Source organism: Embleya sp. NPDC055664 (genome assembly GCF_053618075.1).
In genome coordinates, this window is record NZ_JBSHGZ010000040.1 from 36,112 (window position 1) to 58,831 (window position 22,720).

Annotated in this window: 20 protein-coding genes; 6 read left to right on the forward strand and 14 right to left on the reverse strand. The window is 70.4% G+C overall.

The window, feature by feature from the left end:
* Positions 1–15: 15 nt before the first annotated feature.
* A complete protein-coding gene (locus ACWGR4_RS40265; protein WP_380007730.1) occupies positions 16–1,299 on the reverse strand; it encodes a nucleotide disphospho-sugar-binding domain-containing protein in 1,284 nt (427 codons plus the stop codon).
* A gap of 300 nt (positions 1,300–1,599) precedes the next feature.
* On the opposite strand from ACWGR4_RS40265, the gene ACWGR4_RS40270 reads away from it, so the two are divergent.
* Positions 1,600–2,547, forward strand: a complete 948-nt coding sequence (locus ACWGR4_RS40270) for an NAD-dependent epimerase/dehydratase family protein (RefSeq protein WP_452129394.1) — start codon at positions 1,600–1,602, stop codon at positions 2,545–2,547.
* Between the two features lie 40 nt (positions 2,548–2,587).
* Positions 2,588–3,973, forward strand: a complete 1,386-nt coding sequence (locus tag ACWGR4_RS40275; protein WP_452129393.1) for an NDP-hexose 2,3-dehydratase family protein — start codon at positions 2,588–2,590, stop codon at positions 3,971–3,973.
* A gap of 22 nt (positions 3,974–3,995) precedes the next feature.
* Here ACWGR4_RS40275 and ACWGR4_RS40280 read toward each other — a convergent pair whose 3' ends face one another.
* The 11 genes from ACWGR4_RS40280 to rph form a co-directional block, all read right to left on the reverse strand.
* A complete protein-coding gene (locus ACWGR4_RS40280; protein ID WP_452129392.1) occupies positions 3,996–4,436 on the reverse strand; it encodes a VOC family protein in 441 nt (146 codons plus the stop codon).
* Positions 4,387–5,508 (reverse strand): Rieske 2Fe-2S domain-containing protein, encoded by a 1,122-nt coding sequence (locus ACWGR4_RS40285; protein WP_452129391.1) that lies wholly within the window; start codon positions 5,506–5,508, stop codon positions 4,387–4,389. The genes ACWGR4_RS40280 and ACWGR4_RS40285 overlap by 50 nt, the downstream gene beginning before the upstream one ends.
* Before the next feature lie 78 nt (positions 5,509–5,586).
* Positions 5,587–6,756, reverse strand: coding sequence for a cytochrome P450 (locus ACWGR4_RS40290; protein WP_452129390.1), 1,170 nt, complete (start codon positions 6,754–6,756; stop codon positions 5,587–5,589).
* A gap of 33 nt (positions 6,757–6,789) precedes the next feature.
* The gene (locus ACWGR4_RS40295) at positions 6,790–7,656 is read right to left on the reverse strand and encodes an SAM-dependent methyltransferase (protein WP_452129389.1); all 867 of its coding nucleotides are present in this window, start codon (positions 7,654–7,656) and stop codon (positions 6,790–6,792) included.
* Positions 7,657–7,668: 12 nt separating this feature from the next.
* Positions 7,669–9,081, reverse strand: a complete 1,413-nt coding sequence (locus tag ACWGR4_RS40300) for a cytochrome P450 (protein WP_452129388.1) — start codon at positions 9,079–9,081, stop codon at positions 7,669–7,671.
* Between the two features lie 38 nt (positions 9,082–9,119).
* Positions 9,120–10,028 (reverse strand): class I SAM-dependent methyltransferase, encoded by a 909-nt coding sequence (locus tag ACWGR4_RS40305; protein WP_452129387.1) that lies wholly within the window; start codon positions 10,026–10,028, stop codon positions 9,120–9,122.
* 45 nt (positions 10,029–10,073) lie between these two features.
* Positions 10,074–10,277 carry a ferredoxin gene (locus tag ACWGR4_RS40310; RefSeq protein WP_380007703.1) on the reverse strand — a complete coding sequence of 68 codons (204 nt, stop codon included), beginning with the start codon at positions 10,275–10,277 and terminating at the stop codon, positions 10,074–10,076.
* A gap of 19 nt (positions 10,278–10,296) precedes the next feature.
* Positions 10,297–11,469, reverse strand: coding sequence for a cytochrome P450 (locus tag ACWGR4_RS40315; protein WP_452129386.1), 1,173 nt, complete (start codon positions 11,467–11,469; stop codon positions 10,297–10,299).
* Between the two features lie 40 nt (positions 11,470–11,509).
* Positions 11,510–13,564, reverse strand: coding sequence for a carbamoyltransferase family protein (locus tag ACWGR4_RS40320; protein WP_452129385.1), 2,055 nt, complete (start codon positions 13,562–13,564; stop codon positions 11,510–11,512).
* A 76-nt stretch (positions 13,565–13,640) separates the two neighbouring features.
* A complete protein-coding gene (locus ACWGR4_RS40325; protein WP_452129384.1) occupies positions 13,641–15,338 on the reverse strand; it encodes an AAA family ATPase in 1,698 nt (565 codons plus the stop codon).
* 233 nt (positions 15,339–15,571) lie between these two features.
* On the reverse strand, positions 15,572–18,172 hold the full coding sequence (gene rph / locus ACWGR4_RS40330; protein WP_452129421.1) for a rifamycin-inactivating phosphotransferase: 2,601 nt from the start codon (positions 18,170–18,172) through the stop codon (positions 15,572–15,574).
* Positions 18,173–18,435: 263 nt separating this feature from the next.
* On the opposite strand from rph, the gene ACWGR4_RS40335 reads away from it, so the two are divergent.
* Together ACWGR4_RS40335 and ACWGR4_RS40340 are read left to right on the forward strand one after the other, a co-directional pair.
* Positions 18,436–18,945, forward strand: a complete 510-nt coding sequence (locus ACWGR4_RS40335; protein ID WP_380007691.1) for an NUDIX domain-containing protein — start codon at positions 18,436–18,438, stop codon at positions 18,943–18,945.
* A gap of 298 nt (positions 18,946–19,243) precedes the next feature.
* The gene (locus ACWGR4_RS40340) at positions 19,244–19,735 is read left to right on the forward strand and encodes a peptidylprolyl isomerase (RefSeq protein ID WP_380007688.1); all 492 of its coding nucleotides are present in this window, start codon (positions 19,244–19,246) and stop codon (positions 19,733–19,735) included.
* 101 nt (positions 19,736–19,836) lie between these two features.
* On the opposite strand, the gene ACWGR4_RS40345 is transcribed toward ACWGR4_RS40340, so the two are convergent.
* Positions 19,837–20,370, reverse strand: a complete 534-nt coding sequence (locus ACWGR4_RS40345) for a 2,4'-dihydroxyacetophenone dioxygenase family protein (RefSeq protein ID WP_452129383.1) — start codon at positions 20,368–20,370, stop codon at positions 19,837–19,839.
* A gap of 99 nt (positions 20,371–20,469) precedes the next feature.
* Positions 20,470–21,414: a carbohydrate-binding protein gene (locus ACWGR4_RS40350; RefSeq protein WP_452129382.1), complete on the reverse strand. Its 945-nt coding sequence runs from the start codon at positions 21,412–21,414 to the stop codon at positions 20,470–20,472.
* Between the two features lie 281 nt (positions 21,415–21,695).
* On the opposite strand from ACWGR4_RS40350, the gene ACWGR4_RS40355 reads away from it, so the two are divergent.
* Positions 21,696–22,481, forward strand: a complete 786-nt coding sequence (locus ACWGR4_RS40355) for a Stf0 family sulfotransferase (protein WP_452129381.1) — start codon at positions 21,696–21,698, stop codon at positions 22,479–22,481.
* A 62-nt stretch (positions 22,482–22,543) separates the two neighbouring features.
* The gene (locus ACWGR4_RS40360) at positions 22,544–22,711 is read left to right on the forward strand and encodes a hypothetical protein (RefSeq protein ID WP_380007676.1); all 168 of its coding nucleotides are present in this window, start codon (positions 22,544–22,546) and stop codon (positions 22,709–22,711) included.
* Positions 22,712–22,720 lie beyond the last annotated feature (9 nt).

Here is a 22,720-nt window from a genome sequence, read left to right on the forward strand (position 1 = left end):
GAAAAGGCCGATTCCTCAGGTGCGATGGAGTGCGGTCAGATGCTCCAGTCGGGAAACGCAGTCCGTCGGGGCGGGGTCGGACATCGTGTCGACGTACAGCCGATGGGCACCGGCTCGGAAGCCCGGATCGTCGAGCACCCGAACCAGCGCCTTGCACACGGTCGCCCCCGCCGGCTCCACCGGGTCCAGCGCGAGCCCCGCCCCGTAGCCGGCCACCTGGCGCGCGGTGACCATCTCGTCCCACATCGGCTGTGGAACGATCACCTGCGGCACCCGGAAACCGGCGGCCGCGGAGAAGGTCCCCCGGCCGCCGTTGTGCACGATCGCCGAACAACTCGGCAGGAGCAGGCCGAACGGCACATAGCCGATGGGCCGCACATTCTCCGGAAGCCGGCCGAGGGCGGACATCCGGTCGGCCGTCATCGTGGTCAGCAGATCCGCGTCCAGTTCCGCCGCCGCGTCGAGGAAGTCCCGCAGCGGAAAGGCCAGTGTGCGCCGGTGGATCTCCTCCCTGGTCATCCCGAGCGTGAGCACCACCCTGGGCCGCGACGGCTTCTCCCGCAGCCACGGGGAGAGTTCGGCCGCTCCGCCGAAGGGGATCCGGCGCATCGGCACGGTCGTGCCGCGGGCGCGGTACGGGTGGGGGCGGCACAGATCGACGGACCACTGGCCCAGCAGGGAATCCTCGGTGAAGTCCAGGCCGTACGGATCGAGCAGCGGCCGCAACCACTCGGCGCACGGATCCTCGAGGTCCTGCGCCGAGGCGGCGCGTCGCTCGTCCAGGTCCGTGCGGATCCGGTCCCGGAGCATGCCGATCGTGTCCATGCCCCAGACGATCCGGGCATGCGCGGCGCCGCAGAGCCGCGCGGCCACCGGAGCGGGGAACACGAGCGCGTCCCAGAGCAGGAGATCCGGCCGCCAGGAGTCGGTGAACGCGACCAGGTGCCGCAGCAGGCCGCTCCGTCCGCCCACTTCGGAATCCGGCGCGTACACCTGCCGGTACATGAAGCGCACGGCCGCACGGAAGCCGTTCCACCGACCCTCGTCCCGCTCGTCCGGGTCCATGGCCAGGAAATCGGACTGGTTGTGCTCGCCCGGGCGGACCGGGGACACGTCGCCTTCGCCGCCCAGGGGCACGGCGTTCAGGCCGGCCGCCTCGATGTACCGCGTCGAGTCCCGCTCCGGGCCCCAGTCGCCGGTCAGCACCACCTCGTGGCCGGCGCTCTGCAGGGCCCACGCGAGCGGAATCACCGTATTCAGATGGGCTTTCACGGGCAGAGTCGCGAACACGACGCGCATGCGGATCTCCGTATTGTGAGCAGCCGTCCCCCGAACCGGAGTCCAGCCTCACGGGGTTCGTCGGCGATTGCACGCATCGTTGGGCCGAACGAGTTCAAATCCACGCCGCGACTACTCCGTATGGGTTATGCAGCCGCGGTCCGGGTCCCGGCACCCCTGAAGGCCGGCAAGGATGGTGCCGGTAAGCCGAGTTGCGGTCGGCAGAGTGGTGATGGCCCAACCGTTGTTGCGGGTTGCCCCGCCCACGGACCGTACGGGCCCACCGCCCAGGGGAGTTGTCCCGAGATGCGGAGGACATCCATGACGAGAGCCGCCGTCGTCGGAGCCGGATTTCTGGGCACCGCCCTCGCCATCGGCGCCGAACGCCGCGGCTGGGACGTGACCGTCATCGGCCGCTCCGATCCGTACGCGCTGCGCGAGCAGGCCACATCCACCGGAAGGCTGCGCCTCGTCCCCGGCGACGGAGCCCGCGAACTACCGTCCGTGCTGGGCCCGGACACCGACGTTGTCGTGATCGCCGCCGGCGGCCGATTCCCGGTGCCGTCGGCGCACGCGCCGGCCGCCGACGCCGTGGACACGCTGTCGCTGCTGATCAACGTCTGCGAGGCGGTGCGCACCCACAACCCCGACACCCGGATCGTGTTCCTTTCCTCCGCCGGCGGCGTCTACGCGCCGGGACCCGAGCCGGGACTGCGCGCCGAGACCCATCCCGCGGAGCCCACCTCCCCGTACGGCATGTCGCGACTGACGGGTGAGCACTACCTGGCGTTCTACCGAAGGGTGCACGCACTGGCCGGTATCGTCCTGCGCTGCTCCAACGTCTACGGCCGACTCCTGCCCGCCGCACGCGGGCAGGGCGTGGTGTCGGCGGCGTTCCGCTGCGCGCTGTCGGGTGAGCCGTTTTGGCTGCACGGAAGCGGTGCACAGCGGCGGGACTTCGTGCACGTGGACGACTTCGTGCGCGCGACCCTCGATCTGCTCTCGTTGTCGACGAGCCCGCCCGCGACGGTCAACATCGGCTCCGGGGTGGGCTATTCGGTGGCGCAGGTCCTCGACCGGGTCGCCACCGTGCTGAAGAAGGACATCACGATCGCGCAGGGACCGAGCTGCGCCGCCGACCTCGGCAGCCTGGTGGTGGACACCTCCCTGCTGCGATCGCTCGTCGATTTCGTGCCGCTGGACCCGGACACCGGCATCGAGAAGATGGCGCGCCGGCTACGGGCCGACGCCGGTCAGGAGTTGTCGTGAGCACGATCCGGGTGGGCACGCCGCGCGAAGGGCGAGTGGGATGTCGATGCTGATCCGCGGCGCCGAGGACTTCCTCTCCTCGGCGCAAACCCTCGAGTCATCGCTGACCCCGGACCCGGAGGCGTTTCTCAAGGAGCGCGAGGCCGCGGCCACGTTCCGCACGGACGAGGTCCCGCTCGGCTCGCTCACGAACTGGCATCTCGGCGACCGGATCAGCCATTCCTCGGGCCGCTTCTTCGCCATCGAGGGGCTTTCCGTCCGGACGAACTTCGGCCCGACACCGCAGTGGTACCAGCCGATCATCGTGCAGCCGGAGATCGGCGTTCTGGGCATTGTGGTCAAGCGCATCAACGGCGTCCACCACTTCCTGATGCAGGCGAAAATGGAGCCGGGAAACAGCGCGCTGGTCCAGTACTGCGCCACCGTGCAGGCCACACCCAGCAACTACCAGCGGGTGCACGGGGGTCGGTCGACCCCCTACCTCGACTACTTCCTCGACCCCGGCGCGCGCACCGTCGTCTTCGACCAACTCCTTTCCGAACACTCCTCGTGGTACCTCTACAAACGAAACCGCAACATGATCGTCGAGGTGCCCGAACACGAAGAGGTGCCGGTCGTCGCCGACTTCACCTGGCTCACCCTGGGCCAGCTCCGCGCCCTGCTCGCCCAGGGCAACCGGGTGAACATGAATGCCCGGACCGTGTTGTCCTCCATCTCCTACGCGACCCCGGAACCGCCGGCGGTCATCGAGCACGAACCCATCGGATTCCAGGGGGAGGTCGTGCGATCACACCGCAGCGGGGCCTCGGACGAAGCGCTCGCCTCGGCGATGACCTGGCTCATCGACCAAAAGGCCACCTTCAGCCTCGACGTCAAGCGCATCGACCTGCCCCGGATGGCCGGATGGATCTGCGACGAACAGGGCATCCGGCACCACGAGGGACGCTACTTCCGCATCGTCGGACTGTCGGTCGGCGCCACCAGCCGGGAAGTGGGCACCTGGACACAGCCGATGTTGCGGCCCAACCCGGGCAACGTCGTCTGCTTCGTCTGCCGGCGCCATCGGGGCACCCTGATGTTCCTCGTCCAGGCGATGGCCCAACCGGGCGCCACCGACCGGGTCGAACTCGCCGCGACGGTGCAGCTGACCCCGGGCAACTACCGCGGTTCGCGGGATCTGCCGCCGCTGGCCTCGGTGATGCACTGCGACCGGTCGTGGGTGGTCGTGGACGCCGTACAGTCCGAGGACGGCGGACGCTTCAGGCACGCCGACACCAGGCACCTGGTGATCCGGGTCCCGGACGACCAGGTGATCAAGGCACCGGCGAACTACCGTTGGATGACCCTGGGGTTGCTCAACCGACTCATGCGCCTCGGCTACTACGTCAACGTCGAGGCGCGCAGCCTGATGGCCTGCCTCCTCTGACCCGAGGCCGCGTGCCCGGCCGTCATCCTCGCGGTTCCCCGACCGGGCGCTGCGCCGTCGTGTACTTCCCCAACTCGCTCGCGCGCAGGGCCGCGTTGTCGTGGATGCCGATGACGTAGCCGTCGATGTCGCGGAAGTAGAACACGCGTTGCCCGACATCGTCGCTGAGCGGGCCCTTGATCACCGTGGTGTGCCGGGCGACGCGGTCGTGGAATCCGTCGAAGTCCTCGACACCCATGTACAGCATGCCGGCCAGGCCGATCGGGGTGTCCGCGAGTTCGGGCAGCCAGTTCTTCAGGTCGGCGTTGCTGTACAACAGCCCGCAGAAATCACCCTGGTAGAGCAGCATGTGGATGTCGTCGCCGGGGCGCGAGACGGCCGAGTCCACGTCGAACCCGAGCGTCTCGTAGAACTCAATGCTGGCCGCTGTGTCCTTGACGCTGATGCACGTCGCAAACGGCATGGCAATCTCCCGTGGTGTTCGCGGGTGGGGTGGAGTAGAACTGTTCGGCCCACTTGCGATAGCGGCCGATGGGCCCGTCGCCGGGTGCCAGGCGTGGGGTCTCGCGATATTTCTGGTAGTGCCACACCGGCAGGTCCATGGCACCGCCGTGGGCGTGGACGAGATGGAAGACGTCTCGAACCAGGCGCGCGGCCACGGTGCTTGCCGGTTTCGACCACATCCTCGGCAGTCGCCCGCTCGGTGCGACCTTCGCCGTGGCCGCGAACCGGAACTGGACCCGCCAGGGTTCGACGGGATTGGGGAGGGCGAAGAACCTGGTCGCGACGTGGTCCGACAGGGCGCATTCGATGACGGTCAGGCCGAGGCCGTACACCCGGAAGGTGTACTGCGCCGAGATCTGCCCGATACGCGGGAGCCTTTGCACGACCCGGAATCGCCCGCCGCACTCCCGGCCGTCGAAGGACACATCGGGGGCGGCGGCGAGTGTTGCTCCGTGCAGGTGCTCCAGGTGCCCGAAGTCGACGACGTTCTCCGTGATCTGCTGCGGGTGTCCGGCGACCTCGTACATCGTCCCGCGAGGGGTTTGCCAGCCCGAGGTCGAGATGGCCGGCGGCTCCCACGTCGGGGGCGAGCCGTCGCGGGCCCGCCAGACGAGGATCAGGCCGCCGGTCTCGCGCACGGGCAGCGTGTCGAGCGTCGCCCTGGGCGCCGGCCCGCCGTAGGCGGTGCGCCGGCAGGGCCCGTCCAGGCTGAACACGAACCGGTGGAACCCGCAGACGATGTCGTCGCCGGAGACGGTGCCCAGCACGCCCAGGTGCGCCCCGAGGTGCGGACAGTGCGGGCGCAGCGCGCGGAGTCGGCCGCTCGCCCCGCGGGCCAGGACGACGTCCTCGCCCGTGGACCGCCTGGTGATCACCTCACCCGCGGCGACCTCGTGGCCGTACCCGACGCAGAACCACCCGTCCGGGTGGGGCAGCGCCGCCGACGGGAACGCCACATGTGCCGGCGTGGCGCCCGCCCCCTCCCGGAACAGCCGCAGGGACCTGCGCCGGCCCGGAGTCCTCCAGGACATGACCCACTCCGTTCTCTTGGGTATCGGTGCGGGCGGACGCCGCGCCCCGGGGCGCGACGTGCCGGCCCGCGCTCGATGTCACCACCGCACCGGAAGTTCGGCCGGCCCGCCGGTGACCGCGTCCGGACGCATCCGCACCGCGTCCGGGTCCACCGCCAATTGCAACGTCGGCAGACGGGCGACCAGTTGGCCGAACACCGCGTGCAGTTCGATGCGGGCCAGTGGCGCGCCGAGGCAGTAGCGCAGGCCGTGCCCGAAGGTGACGTGCGCCGATGCCGCGCGGGTGATGTCCATGCGATCCGGGTCCGGGAAGGCGGCGGGGTCGTGGTTGGCGGAGCCGTTGTCCAGCAACACCAGATCGCCCGCCCGGACGGCGACACCGTCGATGTCCAGGTCCCGGCGCGCATAGCGGGGGATTCCGCCGCCGCCCGTGTTCGAGGCGCGCAGGATCTCCTCGACCGCGCCGGCGACCAGTCCGGGGTCGTGCACCAGCGCCCGCCACTGGTCCGGGTTGCCCAGCAACAGCAGCACACCCATCCCGATCTGGACCACGGTGGTCTCCTGCCCGGCGAACAGCAGCGCCATCGACAACCCGGCGATCTCGTCGTCGGAGACATCCTCGGCCGCGCACAGCCGCGAGATCACGTCGTCGCCCGGCTCGACCCGCTTGCGCGCGACCAACTCATGGCCGTACCCGTACAGTTCGGCCAGCCCGCGCTGCGACCGCGCGGGATCACCGACGTCGGCGGCATCGGCGGTCCAGGCGCGGAACCGCTCGCAGTCCCGGTACGGAACGCCGAGCAGTGCACAGATGACCAGGATCGGCAGCGGCACCGCGACCATGGCATGCAGGTCCGCCGGCGGCCCGTGGGCGATCAACGCGTCCAGCAGTCGTGTGGTCAGGGCCTCCACGCGCGGGCGCAGCGGTCGCATGCGCCCGGGCGAGAAGTGCGGTCGCAGGAGTGCCCGGGTGCGAGCGTGATCGGCCGCCTCCGTGGCGAAGTCGCCGAGCACCGCGTCGAACAACGTCTCCCCGGTGCGGGCCGCGGTCTCCGGGGTCGGATGGGTACGGCCGAGCCGGTCGTCGTCCAGCAGCCGGCGAACCTGTGCGTGACCGGTGACCAGCCACGCCTCGTCGCCCATGGCGGTGCGTACGCGGTGCACCGGGCCCCGGGACCGCAACTCGCGCAGCCGGGGAGCGGTCCGCAACGGCGGCTGTCGGAAAGGTAATTGCGCTGCGACCTCCATGCCACCTCCGGGTGTTCGATTCACGGGAGCGGTTCAGTCGTCGAGGGGTCGCGGTGCGCCGACGAGTGGCCGCTGTGCGACGACGAGGAGATATCCGAGCGCGGGCACGTCGATCACGGACTGCGGGTTGTAGAAGCAGGCCGCTTCGGTGTCGTCGAACTCGAAGCGGAGCTGCTCCGCACGCTCGGCCAGGAAGGCGAACGACCTGGGCAGGGTCTCGTCGGTGATGTCCCGCAGTTCCAAAAACCGCAGGCCCGACGTGCGGATCAGCTGTGGATAGTCGTCGATCCGCACGGTCGTCGAGCCCATGGTCTGCTGCAGGGCCAATCGGTCGGGGGAGGGCGACGCGCTGCGGCCATGGAAGTCGGTGGCCACGATCCTGCCCCCGGGGCGGAGCACCCGCCGCATCTCGCGGTAGACCTGCATCCGGTCGGGCATGTGGCACATCGATTCGAGCGCCATCACGGCATCGAACGAGGCGTCGGGAAACGGCAGTTCCATGGCGTCGGCGAGGCGGAAGTCGAGGCGGTCCGGAAACGGCGTCTCCCGGGCCAGCGCCTCGGCGCGGGCGATCTGCTCCCCGCTGACCGAAATGCCCGTCACACTCGCTCCGGTGAGGCGAGCGATCCGCACCGCCGGCGCGCCGACGCCGCAGCCGACGTCGAGCAGCCGGCCGCCGGCGCCGATCCGCAGGCGTTCCAGCATGACGTCGGTGAGCCGATCGGTGGCCTCGTCGTAGGTGAGTTCGCTGTCGGGGGTGTCCCAATAGCCCAGATGCGCGTTGTAGCCCAGCTGTGCGTCGTCGCCGAGGAAGTCGGCGGCGATGCCGGTCATGCGGTCGTACAGCTGCCCGACCTCCTCGGCCACGGGGGCGGCCGGTGCCGCGATCCGTTCTTCCATCGTTGGTCCTCCTCAGGGGTGGCGGATGCCCCGGTGACGCGGGTGCGGGATGGTGTCGCGGGACACCATCGGGTCCGTCCGGCTCGCGCCCGCCGTGCGCTCGCGCAGGGACATCGGGAGCGAGCGGGGTGTGGACGACAGTCGTGGCGTGAGGCGTTCGCGGGCGCCGGGCAGCGGGTCGAGTTCCCAACGGGCCGCGATGGAGGCCAGTGCGAGGGTGGCCTCGGTCAGGGCGAAGACCTCCCCGATGCACTTGCGGGCGCCGGCGCCGAAGGGGGTGAACACTCCCCGGGGCGGACGGGGGCCGTCGTCGAGCCACCGGTCCGGGTCGAAACGTTCGGGCTCGGGGAACAGGTCGGCGCGGTGCTGCACGATGTGCGGGCTGTACAGCACGACCGAACCCGCCGGCAGCCGGCGGCCCGCCAGTTCGGTGTCCCTCGTGGTCACCCGGGTGAACAGCCAGCCCGGCGGGTACAGGCGCAGCGACTCCATGATCACCCGCCGGGTCAGGTCCAGTTTCGGGATGTCGTCGAACTCGGCGACCCGCCCGGAGAGCACGGCGTCGACCTCGTCGTGCAGTCGCCCGCGGATGTCGGGGTTGCGGCCCAGCAGGTACAACGACCACGCCAGCGAGGGGGCCGTGGTCTCACTGCCGCCGAGGTAGAACGTGAAGACCTGGTCGTGGATTTCGGCGTCGGTCAGCCCCCGGCCGTCCTCGTCGCGGACGGCCAGCAGGATCGACAGCAGGTCCCCGTGGTCCACGCCCGCGCGCCGGTAGTCGGCGGTGAGCCGGACCACGTAGCGCTTGAGCCGGGCGCGGGCCTGCTCGAAGCGGCGATTGGCCGGTGTCGGCAGCCGGTTCGGGAAGGACCAGGGCAGGAGCATCCGGCGCATCATGCCGGTCATCACGGTGTGCATGCACAGCCGCAACTCCTCGAACGTGGCGTCGTCGAGTTCGGCGGCGAACAGGGTGCGGGTGGCCAGACTCGCGGCGAATTCGTTCACGGCGACCAGCACGTCGAGTTCGCGGTTGGCCGACCAACCGTCGAGCATCGTGGCGATCTCGGCGGACATCACCTTGGCGTAGCCGGGCAGCCGGTTGCGATGGAACGCCGGTTGCAAGAGCCGACGTTGTTGGCGGTGCTCGTGGTGTGGGCAGGTCGCCAGGCCGTTGCCGGCGATGGTGCGCACGAGGTCGAAGATCGCCCCGCCCTTGTCGTAGGTGCGGTCGTCCAGGAGGACCCGGTGCACCAGATCCGGGTCGCAGAGCACATGGAACGGCACGGGTCCGAGCCTGATCTCGACCAGGTCGCCGTGCGCCGGCAGCGAGGCGAGGAAGTCGAGTGGTCGCCTGCCGAGTTGCACCGCGTGACCGAGCAGGGGCAGTGCTCCCGGAACCGAGCCGAACTTCGCGTGGTCCGTCATGTTCGCTCTTTCGTTCGGAAGGACGGTTCGCGGCGTCGTCACCCGCGCCTGCGGGCGACCCAGCAGCCCGTGATCACTTTGCCCGCCCGACATGCGTCGCGGAGCGCGGGCACCGATGCCTCAAGCAGGGACTCGAAGCTCTCCGGCCGCGATTCCGAGACGTCGACGGCGCCGGCCGCATCCCCAGCACCGGCCGCGCCGGCCGCGTTCGCCGAGTTCTCCGCGCACAGCAGCCAGTTCGGGGCGACGTCGCCGTGGTCGTCGTACCGGGACACCGACTCGACCTCGAACCCGGCGGTCTCCAAGTGTTCCCGGATCGCGCCGAACGGGATCACCCGCGGGATGGCGAACGCCCGGCACATCGGCTCCACCCACCGCGCGTAGTCCGCCTCCGAGAGGTCGTCCGCACAGAACCAGTCGGCGCCGACGAACGCGCCGCCCGGCTTGACGACCCGGGCCACCTCCGCGTAGGCGCGGGGTTTGTCGGGCGTGTAGCACAGCGCCTCGATCGCGTAGACGCCATCGAACCTTGCCGACCTGAACGGGAGTTGCATCGCATCGGCTTCGACGAAGGTCAGCTGTGTGCCCACGTCGCCGGTGTGCAGGGATCGGGCGACCCGGACCTGGTGGCCGCAGATGTTCACGCCCGTCACCGTGGCACCGGTGTACTCGGCCACGTTCGCGGCCGGGCCGCCGATGCCGCAGCCGACATCGAGGAGTTCGTCGCCCGCCGTGAACCCGCCCCGATCCGCGAGCCACCGCTGCATCGTGCGCTGCGCCTCGTGCAGTTGTTGCCCCTCGGCGAACCACGCGAGGTGGAAGGAGTCCGACCACACGTCACGGCACATCGGCGTCACGAGTTCGTAGTACCGATCGACGACGCGCGCGTAATGGTTCTCCCGGCCGCCGGCCGTCTCCACCAACTCGAGATATTCGGTGTTCTGCATACGATGCCCCTTTCGGCAACGGGGATGACGATCGACGGGAACTGCTCAGTCGCGCGGGCCGATCACCCGTCCGTTCTCCGTCACGGTGATGGCCCGCGCCGGGCAGGAGTCGGCCGCGTCGAGCACCGTCTCGTCCGGGGCGACGTCTTCGGTCGGCGGCCGGGCGCGTTCGTCGTCCAGGACGAACAGCGAGCCTGCCAGGGCCACACACACGCCCGAGCCCATGCAGCGGTCGCGATCCACCGTCATCCGCCAGACCGACACCGCCTCACCACCTAACCGGCATGGTGTGCGGACCGCGGACGAGCGAACGACTCTTCCAGACGACGTCACCGGCCGGGCGCAGGCTCGGCATCCGCAGGGCCAGAGCGCGCAGCGCCTCCTGCAACTCCAGGCGGGCCAGCGGCGCGCCGACGCAATGATGCACACCGTGTCCGAACGCCACGTGTCGATTTCCCTCGCGGCCCAGGTCGAGCGCGTCGGGGGCGGTGAATCGCCGCGCATCGTGGTTGGCGGCGCCCACCGAGACCATGACGGGCTCTTTCTCGCGCACGAGCGTCCCGCCGACCTCGACGTCCTCGGTGGCCCAGCGGGCCGCGAGCGCCCCGGTGCGCAGCGGTACGAAGCGCAACAACTCCTCGACCGCCGCCGGAATACGATCCGGTTCGTCGCGCAACCACCCGAGCCCGTCGTGCCGGCCGAGCAGCAGATGGACGAAGTTCGGAATCAGCATCGCGGTGGCCTCGTGGCCCGCGATCAGCAGCCCCATGCACTGCTCGACCAACTCGGCCTCGGAGAGCCGCTCCCCGACGTCGCGGGCCTCGATCAGCTCGGTGATCAGGTCGTCCGCGGGTCGGATGCGGTGTTCGGCGATCAGCTCGACCATGTAGACGCTCAACTCTCGCATGCTGCCCGCGACTTGCTCTGCGGCGTTGCTGGACACCGCGTCGTCGCTCCATTTCCGGAAGAGCGGACGGTCCGCCTCGGGCACCCCGAGCACCCGGCAGATCACGGCGACGGGGAGCGGGAGCGCGAAGGACTCCACGAGGTCGGCGGGCGGGCCCGAGTCCGCCATGTCCTGCGCCAAACGCTCGGCCAGGGCACGAATGCCCGGGCGTAGCCGCTCGATCCGCTGCACGGTGAACGCCTTGGCGACCAGCTTGCGCAACCGGGTGTGGTCGGGCGGGTCCGTGGCACCGATGCCCGCGGTGACCCGGCCCGGTTGCTCGCGCGGCTCGTCGTGCGCGGTGCACGCGGCGCGGCTGAACCTCGAATCGCCCAGGACCAGCCTGGCGTCCGCGTAGCGTGTGACGAGCCAGGCGGGTTCCCCATAGGGCAGCCGCACCCGCTCCAGTCCGTCGGCCTGCTGCGCCTTGGCGTACCGGGCGGACAACTCCAGGCCGGCGGCCTCGTTGAAGGGGTAGGCGACGGGAATGGGCATGCGTACCTCACGTCTTCTCACCTGATGGTCGACCCGAGGACTATTCGGCCGACGCGCGTCGGGGGGAGCGACCATGCTCCGCCGCGAACACGGGCGCCGGTGTCAGCGAGAAGAAGCGCTGCTGCCACAGGGCGTGCAGTTCGGTCCTGATCGGCGCGGTCGGGGCGCCGACCGCGAGGGCGGCGAACGTCCGGGTGCCGTCGGCCCGTTCCAGGAGCGTGAACATCTCCGGCGACACCGGGGCTCGTGGACCGGTGGCGTAGTCGAGCACGATCTCGTGGGAGACGACGCTCCCCCCGGAGCCCGTGGCCCTGGTGGTCCTGATCAGTCTCGTGACCGGGCGAAGCCGCGGGACGAGGTCGTCGAGGGCGGGCAGGAATCCGGGGCGGCGCCGGACCACGAACTCGTCCACGACCAGACCGTCGAGTTCGGTGGTCAGCAGACAGGTCAACGCGTCCTCGACGCTCTGCACGATGGGTTCCGCGTTGTTGTTCATCGACGTGTTCAACAGGACCGGAGTGCCGGTGAGTTCGCCGAAGCGGGTGACGAGGCGGTGGACCCGCTCGTTCACCTCCGGCTCGACGACCTGGATCCGGGCCGTGCCGTCGACGTGGGTGACCGCGGCGAGCGTTCGCCGATGCTCGGGGCGCACCCGCACCACGAACGACATGAAGTCGTAGTCGGCGGCCGTCTCGGGCAGTTCGAAGTAGGTGTGGGCCGCCTCGGACACGACCATCGGCGCGAAGGGCCGGAAACTCTCCCGCTTTTTGATCATCGCGTTGATCCGGGTCCGGTTCTCCGCCGGTCGGGGATCGGCGAGGATGCTGCGGTGGCCCAGCGCGCGCGGGCCGAACTCGGATCGGCCCTGCGCCCAGCCGAGCACGGCGCCGTCGGCGAGCAGTCGGGCCGTCGTGTCGACGAGGTCGGCGGGCCGCTCGTACTCGATCAGAACACCCCAGGAGGCGAGTTGCCGTTCGATCATATGCGTGTCGCCGAGGGCGGGACCCACGCTCGCGCTGCGCAACCGCTCCTTGAGCCGCACCGGGCCGGCCAACGCCTCCTGCGCCAGCAGCGCCGCGCCCTCCGCCGTGCCCGCGTCGTGGGAGGCGGGGTGTACGAACATCTCGTCGAAGAGCCCCGAGCGGAGAATGGCGCCGTTGAGAGTGCAGTTGTGCGCGACGCCGCCGCCGAATACCAACGCGGTGTGCCGCGTGGACCGGCTCCAGTGCCCCATCAGGTGCAGCACGATGCGTTCCAACATCTCCTGCAGTCCGGCGGCGAAGTCCTTGTGCCGCTGTTCCACCGGGTCCGTCGAGCGCCGGGGCGGCAGTCCGTGGGCGAGGAATACGCCGCCGACGTAGTCGAGGGACAGCGCGTGCCGGTCGAAGTCGTAGTCCCCGTCCGCGTTCAGCGTGTACATCGACTCGAACACCGCGCGGTGCACGGCGGGATCCCCGTACGGCGCCAGGCCCATAACCTTGTACTCGTCACCGAAGCGGAATCCGAGGTGTCGGGTGGCGCCCAGGTAGAGCAGGCCCAGCGAGTTGTGCATCGGCAGCTCGGCCAGGGTTTCCAGTCGGCCGTCCACCGCACCGAAGATCGTTCCGGAACAGTCCTCGCCCATGCCGTCGAGCACCACGACCAGCGCGTCCGCCAAGCCGGAGCGGGCGAGGCCGGACATCGCGTGGGCACGATGGTGCGACGCGAAGAAGAGTTTGTCGTCGGTGAGTTCCCAGCCCAGGTCGCGGCTCAGCCGGTCCTTGATGAGCTGCCGCGAATAGCGGGCGGGCACCGCGGGGTTGTCGACGTAGAGCCCGTTGAGCATGAAGTCCAGGTAGGGCTCGGGAAAGTAGTAGCCGACCGCGTCGACGTCGGCCGGGGTCACGCCCGCCGTTTCCAGGCAGGCCCGGAGGGCGTTGCTCGGGAACTTGGTCGTGTGCTTGATCCGGTTGAGGCGCTCCTCCTCGACGGCCGCGATCAAAACGCCGTCGCGCACCAGGGCCGCGGCCGCGTCATGGTACATGTACTCCCGTAAGCCGGGGACGAGATCCGAATCCCCGGGGGAGAAATTCCCGTTCAGTCCGATCGTCAACACGATCGTGAAGCTAACCGCAACGTTGGATGGGCACAACGCGGATCGGCGAATACGGCGACGGCTTCACACGTTCGGCTTAAGACGGGGTGTCGGGGTCGATGGTGCTGGGTAGGCAACTCGGCTCCGGGCAGCGTAAGTCCGGTGGGCGCGGGGTCAAGTCCATTGGTGTCGGGGCGACTTGCGGCGACGCAGGGTGGGTGGCCCAGCCTCGACGGTCGGGTGTCGCGTGCGCGTCGTCGATCAGGTCGCGCAGCTGGGAGCGGCTGGTGACGGCCAGCTTGGGGAAGCTGCGGTACAGGTGCGAGCCGACCGTGCGCGGGGACAGGAACAGCCGCTCGCCGATCTCGCGGTTGGTCAGTCCGCGGGCGGCCGGCCGGACGATCTGCTGCTGTTGCGGGGAGAGTTCGGCGAGCGCGTCGGGCGCGGCGTCGGTGACGTCGAGGCCGGCGGCGCGCGCCTCGACCCGGGCCCGCTCGATCCACGGGCGGGCGCCCAGCCGCCGGAACGTCTCCAGGGCCTCGGCGAGGGGGACCCGCGCCTCGGCGATGCGCCGACGCCGGCGCAGCCACTCGGCGAAGTCCAGGAGGGTTTGGGCACGTTCGAACGGTCGGTGTGCCGACTCCGGGTCGGCCAGGGCCGCGCGGAAGTACGGCTCGGCGTCCTCGGCGTCGGCCGGCAGACCGCGAGCCCGCTCGATCAGCGCACGCAGTCGGGGTGAGGCATCGGCGCCGAGCGTGTGTGCGGCGCGCTCGACGATGCCGGCCACCTCGTCGCGCCGGCCGGTGCGTACCGCCGCCGCGGCCAGATCCGCCAGCGCCGGATAGGCGGCGTGGTAGTGCACGGGCTCGCCGTCCGCGGTGAAGACGGCGCGGAGTCGGTGGTACGCCTCCTCGTGCGCGCCCTCCGCGAGAGCGGCCGCGCCGAGGGCACGGCGGGCGTAGACGGCGACCGAGCGGCTCTCCACCGGGTCGATCAGGTGCTCGGTCAGCGGGAGCGGCCCGCCGGCGGGCGGCCCGGCGGCCGCGTCGGGTGAGCCCGCCGTCCGCGCGAGCTCGGCGAGCGCCGGCGGGTTGCCGTCGGCCTGGGCCAGGATCCGGGCCCTCGTTCGGCCGGTCGGGCGTCGCGGCTGTAGGTCGAGCAGGTGGCCCGCCGCGGCGTCGTCCAGCGGCCCGAGGGTCAACGTCGGGATGTGGTGATCGAAGCCGGGCAGGTGATCTCCGGTGCGAGCGGCGACCAGCATCGTGACCGGTTCGCCGGCCGGCCGTCGGGCGGCGAAGGACAACGCGTCCAGGGACGCGCGGTCGAACCACTGCGCGTCGTCCAGGACCACGAGCACCCGCCCCCGCTCCGCCAGGGCGGACAGCAGGCTCAATACGGCGACGCCGATCAGCATCGGGTCGGCGTCCGCCGGGATCGGACCGGTACCGAAGACACCGTACAGCGCGGCGCGTTGCCGCCCCGGCAGGTCGTCCACCTCGGCCGACACCGGGCGCAGCAGCTGATGCAGGGCGGCGAACGCCAGGCTCGACTCGGACTCGCTGCCGGCCGCGCGAAGGACGCGGGCGGCGTCGGTCGTGGCCGCGCGCACGACCCGGTCCAGCAGGGCGCTCCTGCCCATGCCCACGTCGCCGAGCAGCAGCAGGAGCGGTTCGGCCGCGGAGGAGTCGAGCGTGTGGAGCAGGCGGGCCGCCTCCCGGTCCCGGCCGACGAGCGGCTCGGCGGGTTCCGGGTGCGATCGGGTGACCGGACGAGGGGCGCCTGCGTGCGTGCTCACGGGTCTCCGGTGATCGGGGCCCGTGGCTCGACCGAGCCGTCCTGCCTGGTCGCCCCCAGGCTACAAGCGGGCGGGCCGACGCCCCGCGCGGTGCAGTCACGTGACGGATACCGAAGCCGACCGCGCCGTTCGTACGCTTTCGGAAAGCCTCGGGACCGTGCGCGGTCCGCGCCGGGACGACGGCATCGCCGTCTTGTGGACATGTCCCCCTACTTCGGCGTGGTGGTCGCGAGTCAGGACAGGATCTCGACGTAGCCGTCGGTGCCGTGGACGCGGATCCGCTGCCCGTCGCGGATCAGCCGGGTCGCCTGGTCCACGCCCACGACCGCCGGCAGGCCGTACTCCCGGGCGATCACCGCGCCGTGCGTCATCAGGCCGCCCACCTCCGTCACCACGCCCGTGATCCCGACGAACAGGGGCGACCAGCTGGGGTCGGTGTGGGCCGTGACCAGGATGTCGCCCGCCTCGAGATCGGCCTCGGCCATGTCCAGGACGACCCGGGCCCGACCCTCGACGGTGCCGGCGGAGACCGCCAGCCCGACCAGGGCACCGGCCGGCACGTCGTCGCGGCGGTAGGACCCGTTGAGGGCCTCGCCGTCCGAGGTGAGCACCCGGGGCGGGGTGAGCGAGTGGTACGACCGGAACGCGTCCTTGCGCTCCCGGATGAGCCGATCGTCCACCCGGTGCGAACGCACGACGTCGTGGAATTCCTGGAACGTGAGGAAGAAGGCGTCCTCCCGATCGGCCAGCACGCCGGCCCGAACGAGGCGGTCGGCCTCGGCCAGTAGGGCCTGCTTGTAGACGAAGTAGCGGGTGATGATGGCGTACTTCGGGTATTCCCGGTATCCGATGAAGGTGCGGACCCGGTCGATCATACGTTTGGTCTCGTCGGCCTTTCGGTCCCCGTCGGGCAGGGTTCGCAGGCGCGCCAATACGTCCCGCTCCTTCGCCAGTGCCCGCTGCCTTCCCTCCTCGAACCGCCGTTCGGCTGCGCCGGGTTCGAAGTTCTTCACGTGGTCGAGGATCACCGGGACGAGTGTGGTGGGGCGTTCGCGCCACCTCGGCCTGGTGATGTCGATCTCGCCGACGCAGCGCATGCCGTATCGGTCGAGGTAGGACTCCACGGCGTCGCGTGCCTCGGCCCCGCCCGCGAGCTTGGGCAACTCGTCCAGGAAGTCGTCGTCCTCGACACCCCGCAGGTAGGCGACCACCTCCGGGTGCGGGCGGATCACGTCGGCGACGTCGAGCAGCGCCAGGCCCATCTCGGAGGTGACGTTGCCGGGGGCGGACAGGGTGAGCGTGTCGGCCGCGTTCTTCTCGCCCAGCCACTCCCACAGCTTGTCGCCCAGCCACCACGTGGCCTCCATCCCCGCCATGATCGCCCGAAGGCTCAGCGGATCCCCGAGGGCCCGCTTGTGCTCCGCGAAGGCCTCCGCCAGGAAGTCGAACAGCGCCGGTCCGGACTTGCTCCGGATCTCGCGCCGCAGGGTGTCGACGGACGTCCGGCCGCGCTCGATCAGCTCGGCGACGATGGCCGGATCCGTCTCGATCGGGGTGGGCGCCGCGGCGACGATCAGCGGCTCGGGCGGACCCGCGTCGGGGAGCGAGGGAACGAAGCCGTCGTGGTCGAGGACGGTCTCCAGCGCGTCCCTGACCAGCGGATCGCCGCGCCCGACGAGGTCCAGGAAGGCGGTGCGGCTCGCGGGCGAGGCCAGGCGGCGGGTGACGTCGACGAACAACCTCCCGCCGGCCGTGGGCATCGGGGCCATGGCCGTCAGCTGCCACACGGACAGTCCCAGGGGCTTCATGGGGTCGGTCATCATCTGCCCGTGGCCGACCGAGACGTAGACATGGTTGTCCCGGTCGTCGCTCTCGGGAATGGGGAACAACGTCGTGATCGGCCGGCTCTGCACGACCCGGAAGCCGTCGTCGTCCAGGCACCACTCGATGTCCTGCGGCCGGCCGAAGTGCGCCTCGATCCGCCGCCCGAGCCGCACCAGCTCCAACACCCGCGCGTCCGTCAGCGCCGGCTGCCGCTGCCGGTCCGGGTCGATCGCCACCTCGTGCGTGCCGCCGCCCGGCACGGCGTGCAGGGCGCGCTGCTTGGCGGCGATCGTCCTGGCGACGATCTCGCCGTCGCGCACCGTGAAGACGTCCGGGTTCACCAGGCCGGAGACCAGCGCCTCGCCCAGGCCCGGGCCGGCGTCGACGGTGGCGACCCTGCGGTTGCCCGTGACGGGGTCGGCGGTGAACAGGACGCCGGCCGCAAGCGGGAAGACCATCCGCTGGACGACCACGGCCATGTGGACCGCACGGTCGTCGATGCCGTTGCGCCGGCGGTAGGCCACCGCCCGCTCGGTGAACAACGAGGCCCAGCACCGGCCGACATGCCGCAGGATCGCCGTCGGCCCGACCACGTTCAGGTACGTGTCCTGCTGGCCGGCGAACGAGGCCGTCGGCAGGTCCTCCGCCGTCGCGCTGGATCGTACGGCGTAGCCGGCCTGTTCGCCGAACCGGGCGAGCGCGCCGGTGATCGCCGTCGCGACGTCGTCCGGGACGGCGATCTCCTCGATGGTCCGGCGGACTTCCGCGCTCAGCGTGCGGATCTCCTCCCGGTCGTCGGGGTTCGAGCGGGACAGCCGGTCCAACAGTTCGTCGAGCGACGGCGCCTGCGCGACGACCCGCCGGAAGGCGTTTGTGGTCACACAGAAGCCGGGCGGCACGTGGACGCCTTCGATCCCGGACAGTGCGCCCAGGTGTGCGGCCTTGCCGCCGACGAGGGCGACCATCGTCGTGTCGATCCCGCCGAGATCCGATACGTAGCGGTCGCTCACCGCGATACCTCCGAGACAGTCCTGATCCGGTGCCGCCGCGTCGCCGGTGCCGCCGGCGTCGTCGAACCTGTTGTCGGGCACGTCCTCATCCCTCGTTGTCGTCCTTCCCATTTCCGCAGGTAGTGGCCACGGCGGACGATTCTGCGCCCCGACGGGGGCCTTGCCGCAAGCCCCCGGGTGCGCTATAAGTTGAGAGAGGCAGGGAGAGGAATCTCCTTGCCTTCGCTGTTTCGCGGCCACGTCGACTCACTACGTTTGCCGCCATGAGCCACCCCCTCCCTCCCGCCGAGTACTACGCCACCCTGCCCCGCCACATCGGCAGCGCCGGCGCGATCCTCCACACCTCCGAGCACCGAATCCTCCTGGTCGAGCCCCGGTACGGCGACGGCCACTGGGAGATCCCCGGCGGCGCCATGGAGCACGGCGAATTCCCCTGGGACACCGCCCGCCGCGAGGTCCGGGAGGAACTGGGCCTCGACCTTCGTCCGGGGCGTCTCCTGGTCGTCGATTGGATGCCGGCGCAACCCGATGGCCGGCCGGCGTTGGCGAACCACCTCTTCGACGGCGGACCGGTCACCGAGACCGAGATGCACGAACGTATCCGCCTGGCGGGCGACGAACTCGCGCATTGGCGTCTGGCGCGCCCCGCCGAGTGGGACACCCTGATGGCTCCCCACATGGCCCGCCGCCTGCGGGCGTGCGCCGCGGCACTGGCCGATGGGACCACCGCCTACCTGCATCAGGGCACCGCTCCCGACGTGCGCCCGCGTTGACCGGGGTGCCCGGGCCGCGGCTTCGTGGCGGAACTGCCGTGGCAGCGCGGCGGGTTGGTGACATTTGCTGCGTGGGCAAAGGGCGTTCGTATGCCGGCCCGGTGATGTCGGACCGCTGTCGGGGTACGTGGCCGACCGATGGCCACCAGCGCCGACCGCATGTTCCGGTAGCGGACGCATCGTTCGGGGCGCGGGCGTGGCGTTCGAGCCCGCGCGGGTCGTCGGCCGGGGTTTTGGTCGGCGGCCCCTGTCGGTGTCGGTACACGGCGGCGGCTTCGGCACTGCGTACGATGGCCGGATGATCAAAGTACTGCTGCGGACCTCGAGCGGGGACATCACCCTGGAGCTCGACGAGTCGAAGGCTCCGAAGTCGGTGGCGAATTTCGTCGACTACGTCAAGGCCGGTCACTACGACGGCACCATCTTCCACCGGGTGATCCCGGGCTTCATGATCCAGGGCGGCGGCCTGACCGCGGACATGGAGAAGAAGCCGGCGCCGAACCTGGTGGAGAACGAGGCCAAGAACGGTCTGCGCAACGACAAGTACACGGTGGCGATGGCGCGCACGTCGGATCCGCACTCGGCCAGCGCGCAGTTCTTCATCAACGCCGCCGCCAACGAGTTCCTCGACTATCCCGGTCAGGACGGCTGGGGCTACGCGGTGTTCGGCAAGGTCGTGGACGGCAAGGACGTGGTGGACGCCATCGAGGGCGTGCCCACCACGTCGCGGAACGGCAGCCGCGACGTGCCGGTGGAGCCCGTGACGATCGTGTCGGCGCGACTGGTCTGACCGCCGCGCACAGCGCCCGGCGCGCTCGGGTACGCAGGCCACGAGCGCGCCGGCTACCTCCACCTCCCCGACCGGGGCGGCGGCGGGGGTGGCCCGGGGGCTCAGCGGAAAAGCGCGTCGACGTATTCGGCGCCCAGGCCCACCTTCGTGTAGTGCCGGCGGCACAGGGCGATGTAGTCGTGGACGTCGAAGTAGCCGGTGGTGTCGCCGTTTTCGTCCAACCAGATGAGCGGACCCTTGACGATGAACATCGTCTTCATCGGTTCGTCGCTCTCGTAGGCCACGAGCGTGTGGCCCTCGCCCGGGGCCTCGTACACGAAGTCGCCGGCGGAGGCGGTCCACGGGCGCTCCAGGTAGCCCCACTTGCCGGAGATGGTGTACGCGAACACCTCGTGCGGGTGGTAGTGCCGGTTGACCAGGCCGGCCTCCTCGGCGCGCAGGATGTCGCACCAGGAGTTGTCCTTGACGTTGATCCACAGCGGGCGGGACCCGACCGTCTCGGTGAACGGCGCGTAGTAACGGTCGTCGTCGGTGGCGACCTGCGGCAGGTAGACCTCCGGGAGGGCGTCCGGCTTGAACGAGTTCTCGATCGGCCTGAGTTCCTTCCGGAACTCGCCGCGGGGGGCCTCTGGCATCTCGGTGTCCAATCGTGGAACGGCGCGGTGGCGCGCGGCGCGGGCGAAGCGCCGGACGGGGGTCGAGCCCACCCGTCCGGCGCCCGGTCGTGCGGACGATCAGGGGTGCACCGTCCAGTGGTGGTTCTGCGCGGCTCGGGTGAAGGTCAGCGACGGGCACAGGTAGTCGCTGCCTCGCGGGCTGGTGCTGGTCCACGGGGAGTCGGTGGGGGTCGCGAGTTGCCACGCGCCGCCCCGGCGGAGCTTGATGTCGGTGCTGTCGAACGTGGTATTGCGGGCCTCGGTGCAGTAGTAGCCCTTACCGGTGGCGGGGTTGACCGTGGCGTAGATCTCGAAGATGTCCCAGCCGTAGTTCAGTGCGCTCTGGTCGGTGCCGGACGAGCGGAACAGCGACTCCCACGCCTGGGTCTTGTAGTTGTACAGGAACGACGACCACGCGTTGCCCGAGGTCGCGTCCTTGCTCAACTGCACGCTGTAGGAGGTGATTCCGTTGACGGTGGTGGTGTACTTCGCCAGGAACGCGGCGTCCACCTTCACGGTCTTGGCGGGGCCGCTCGTGCCGCACCAGTCCCATGCCCAGATCTCGGCGCCCTGGCTCCAGTAGGCGGTGACGACCTCCATGCACGAGTTCAGTGCCTTGGTGGTCGGGGCGTAGGTGAAGTTCTGCGAGTTGCTCACCTTGTACGAGGGATCAACGCTGTGGGTCGCGGTGATGCCGTCGTGGGTGCCGGCCTGCGGGAAGATGCCCCAGAAGTTGTGCGTCGGCGCGAGGCTCGCGCCGGAGGCGGCGGTCGCGGCGTCGTTCGGGGCGCTCGCGGGGTCCCCGGTCAGGGCCGCGCGCAGCTTGGCGCGCTGCTCGACGAAAGCCTGAACGGCCTTGTCGCGCCCGGGAGTCGGCGCGTCGGAGGAGTTCTGCGCCACGACCCCTTGGTGGGGCGCGGTGGGGGAGGGAACGGCGCCGGACGGCCGCGAGCCGGACGCGCCGGCGGGCCCGGCCGGAGCCAGGGCGAGGAAGGCGACGAGCGTGGCGATCAGAGCGGTCACCAGGCCGATGGGGAAGGGACGGGGACGTAAGCGTGGTGTGACGCGGCGAGACATGCGTCTCCTCGGGAAGGGGGGAAGGGGGTGCGGAACCGGAGGACGGGCACCGCCGCAGGGTCCGAACCAACCACCGTCGAGCGGGACGTTCTCGTACAGCTCCGGTCGGACGGCCTCAAGGTAGGGGACGGTTCTGCTCCGGGGGTAATCACATCTGCCGATAGCATCACAAGAGCCGCGCGTCACAGGGCTGTTCGGGACGGTGGCGAGGAGCGGGAGTGGTGGTCGTGGCGCTGCGATACTCGACGAACGGTGAGCAGTACGACTTCCCGCCGTTCGCCGGCCCGCCGCCGGTTCGCTACGTCCTGGCGTCGAGCCCGCGCTGCGGCAGCAACATGCTTGCCCGTGCGCTGTGGCATACCGGCGTGGCCGGCTTCCCCGAGGACTACCTGGCCGATGCCCACGTCCTCGACTACTTCGAGCGCTGGGGATTCGACGCCGACGATCCGGACGGGTTGCCCGCCGCCCATGTCCGCGCCCTGATGCGGTGCCGGACCAGTCCCAACGGCGTCTTCGGCATCAAGGTGCACGCCGGTCACCTGGCCACCCTGGAGGTCGATCCGCACGAACTGCTGTGCGTGCCGCGCTACATCCACATGGTGCGCCGGGACCGCCTGCGGCAGGCGATCTCGTACACCGTGGCCGAGCAGACCGGCGTGTGGATCGTCGACGGGACCTACCTGCCGACGGGGCGGGCGAGTTCGACCCCGCGCTACGACCACGACGGCATCCGCCGGCACCTGCGCATGCTCGATCACGACGCGGCGACCTGGGCGCGGTACTTCGACCGCCACCGCATCACACCCCACGTCGTCGTCTACGAGGACCTGCTCGTGAAGTACGAGGACGGCGTGCGGGGGTGTCTGGCCTTTCTCGACGTCGAGGTGCCCGAGCGCATCCCCGCGCCCGGTATCGCGCGCCAGGCCGACGAGACGACGAGCCGCTGGGTCGCGCGCTTTCTCGACGAGGCCGATTCCTCCGAGCGCAACTTGCTTTTGTCATACGGCTGTTGACACACCACCCCACACCGCTACCGTGAAGGCGTCAGCCACCATCGCGCGCCAGGGGAGGGATCATGAGTGTTGCACCGCCCGAGGTGACGGTAGAAACCGCCGCCGACGAGGAAGAGTTCGCCGAGCTCGACGACCTCGAAGTGATCGAGACCAGCGAGTTGAAGGTCGGTGGGGCCTACCACTCCTACACCTACATCGCGGCGAACAACGAGGAAGACGTCTCCATCTGAGACCCCGGA